Origin of the sequence: Aquidulcibacter sp. (assembly GCF_044346625.1) — a bacterium.
Classification (GTDB): Bacteria; Pseudomonadota; Alphaproteobacteria; order Caulobacterales; family Aquidulcibacteraceae; genus Aquidulcibacter.
Map to the genome: position 1 here is coordinate 1 of NZ_JBIIYV010000154.1, position 3,017 is coordinate 3,017.

3 protein-coding genes are annotated in these 3,017 nt (G+C 55.0%); all 3 read left to right on the forward strand.

All coding sequences use genetic code 11. The annotated features are described in order from the left end of the window. A partial coding sequence (locus ACIQ20_RS16345; protein ID WP_395782190.1) for a carboxylesterase family protein occupies positions 1-605 on the forward strand: 605 nt, incomplete at its 5' end. Positions 606-646: 41 nt separating this feature from the next. Beyond that, on the forward strand, positions 647-1,972 hold the full coding sequence (locus tag ACIQ20_RS16350) for a hypothetical protein (RefSeq protein WP_395782192.1): 1,326 nt from the start codon (positions 647-649) through the stop codon (positions 1,970-1,972). 524 nt (positions 1,973-2,496) lie between these two features. Next, a partial coding sequence (locus tag ACIQ20_RS16355) for a hypothetical protein (RefSeq protein ID WP_395782194.1) occupies positions 2,497-3,017 on the forward strand: 521 nt, incomplete at its 3' end.

The window sequence follows — 3,017 nt, forward strand, 5'->3', positions numbered from 1 at the left end:
CGGGCCAAGCAACCGATGTTCCCTTGCTGATTGGTGCCAATAGCAATGAAGCGAGTGTGATGGAGACGCTTAATGTAACGGATCGTGCTATCACGGCGTTTCTCGGCAATCGGGAAGCAAGCGTGAGGGCCACTTATGGCGGAGCGGGAATTTCGGACGCAGAGTTTGCACGCCAAGTCTTTGGCGATGCCACATTCGTTGGCCCGGCGCGCTTCATTGCTGGGCAAGCAGCAAATGGCGCGCCCTCGTTCCTGTACCATTACGACTATATCTTGGAGAACCGGCGGGATCGCCAGCCAGGTGCGGGCCATGGGTCCGAGATCCCACAGATTTTTCGAAGCTGGGGTCAATTGCCACTTGCGAGCCGCTTGCTCACCCAAGAAGACAAGGACTTTAGCGTGATGATTTCGGCCTGCTGGGTGGCTTTCGCTAAGTCCGGAACGCCTAGCTGTGCCGGATTGCCGCCTTGGAAGCCATATGCGCCTGATACAGATATCTTGATGGAATTGTCGCCGAAATCTGGCCCCAAAGCGAACTTCCGAAAAGACAAACTTGATGCGGTTCTGCCAACAGATGGTGTGGTGAATGGGCTTGCGAGAAACTAGCTGCTTTCATCCCAAATCTACTTAGCTTGAGGATAATCTGGATGCACAAGAAACAGAGCGGCACGAAGTCAAATTTCACTCCGACGCGGCGTTCTGCCCTTGTCGGAAGTTCGTGCGTCTTTGTCCCAAGCGTTACACGTGCTGGCTCTCCCCCTGCCGAATCTGCACACTTCCAAGCAGACTTAGAGCGCTATGTTTCCTTTGGCACCCATCAGTCAGGATCGACAGGCGATCAGGCCACAGTCCAGTGGATTTCCAGCAGAATTTCCGCTTCTGGCTATCGTGTTTCCCTGCAACCCATTGACGTGCCGTTCTTTGATGAAGCTCGCGCGACGGTAACGCTTTCAAATGGTTCGGAGTTCGTCGGAATCGGCCAACATCCCATCACGCTTACCGGTAAAGATGGGCTAAGTGCGCCCTTGATTCTGTGGCGGGAGGATCAGGATCCAAGCGCGATCTCGGGGAAGATCGCTGTTATCATGTTGCCCTTTGGTCGACATTCCAGCGCGCTCCAGCCTATGATCGCGCGCTCAATCAAAGCCGCATCTGAGGCCAATCCACGGGCGCTGATTGTGGTTACCGACGGCCCCTCTGGGGAAGCTTTAGCCCTTAACGCGTTGGACGAGCCAGCAGACCGACCCATGCCCATTCTGGTGCTCGGCTCGCGCGGCGTTCAATCCGTACTTCAAGCCGCTAGAAATGGGGCGTCAGCCACGCTCTATCTGGAGGGCCGCACCGGACGCAGGATCGCTAATAATGTGGTTGGTCGAAGAGTTGGAGCGGGCAAAAAGATAGTGCTAACCACGCCACTCAGTGGCTGGTTTACCTGCGCAGCGGAACGGGGAAGCGGGGTCAGCGCCTTCCTAGCGCTGGCGGACTGGCTTGCAAGGGCCCATCCCAACTTGGATGTGACACTTGGCGCGATGACTGGTCATGAATTCGAGAATCTCGGCAGCAAGAAGTTTAACGCCCAAATGGTGCCGCCTCCAGGAGACGTTGACCTCTGGGTTCACCTTGGTGCGAGTTTCGCAGCGCGCGATTGGCATGAACTGGCTCCAGGTTTATTGGCACCTTTGCCCAGTATGGATGCTCAGCACTTTTTGCTTGGCCATGAGTCTTTTCTTCCAATTCTTCGCCAAGCCATGAAAGGCGTACCCGGTTTTGAAGTCCCGTATGCAGCCAGTATCGAAGCTGCGGCAGGTGAGGCCAAGCAAATTCTCATCGATGGCTATACTAAGCTGATTGCCAATTTTGGTGCCCACCGATTGCACCATGCCCGCTCGGATGGTCTTCAGGCGACAGATGGAGCGTTGATCCATCAGGCCTATGCTGGACTCCAAAGTTCAGTCTCTAAAATACTGGCCTGATTGTGCGTCATCGGCTGATCTTAATGCTAAATGAAGTGCATCTAATGTGAGCGCCACCAGCGTCAGCTTTCCATCAACGGGCATCAACCACCAAACATCCATCCTTGGCGCGCTTGAGACGGTCCGTATTTCGGCGACTTTTGGCCGAAAGGGGTTTGTCCGGTTTGACGTGCGATGGGGTGAAAGCTGACGTTCAGGGCCGAATACAGTCTCCGATTAAATGGCAGACGCTTCGAAGCGGGGTTACCTAGAGCCAAACATGCTCGCCTTCACAACCAAGTCTTCTGGGCGTCCGTGAGCTTCAATGATCTCATGGCAAAGCACGAGAGGATGACAAATAGCTAAAGCAAAATTGACCGCTTTGCCGATTGCAAGCATGGTGGATCATGATGCTAATGGTGAGTCTAAAACAACCCATAAGCAGTCGACGCGGGACCTTGGGGCAATAGGCTAATTAGTTGTATTGGTTCCTAAAAAGACTTGATCCTATCCGATCGAGACATGTTAAAGGGGAAGTAGACATTATGGATCGGCGAACTTTGGTCACAGCCGTAGCGATTGGCACTCTATCGGGTGCTGGCGCAGGCATTGCTGCTGCGCGCGTTGCAGGTGCCGGAGCGGGTGCCGCTGCACTGGGCAAAGCGGCTGCACAGGGCGCGGTTGCCGGGGCGGTCCGGCTGAATATGGTCACTTCTTGGCCCAAAGGCATGCCAGGTTTGGGCATGAGCGCAGAGCGTATCGCACAACGTGCGCTGGCCTTGTCAGGCGGCACGCTGGATATCAAAGTTTATGCGGCTGGCGAGTTGGTTGGCGCGTTTGAAGTGTTTGATGCCGTGGCGACAGGCTCTGCCGATCTCTACCATTCAGCCGATTATTATTGGCAGGGCAAAAACCCTGCCTATCCGTTCTTTACAGCCGTGCCCTTCGGCATGACAGCCATGGAGCAAATGGGCTGGCTCGACCATGGCGGTGGCCAAGCTTTATGGGAAGAATTGGCAGCAGGCTTTGGCATTGTGCCCATGGCAGCGGCAAACACCTGTCATCA

Excerpts from the sequence above, each read along its gene's own strand:
- ACIQ20_RS16350 (WP_395782192.1), top strand. The coding sequence starts at position 647 with ATGCACAAGAAACAGAGCGGCACGAAGTCAAATTTCACTCCGACGCGG.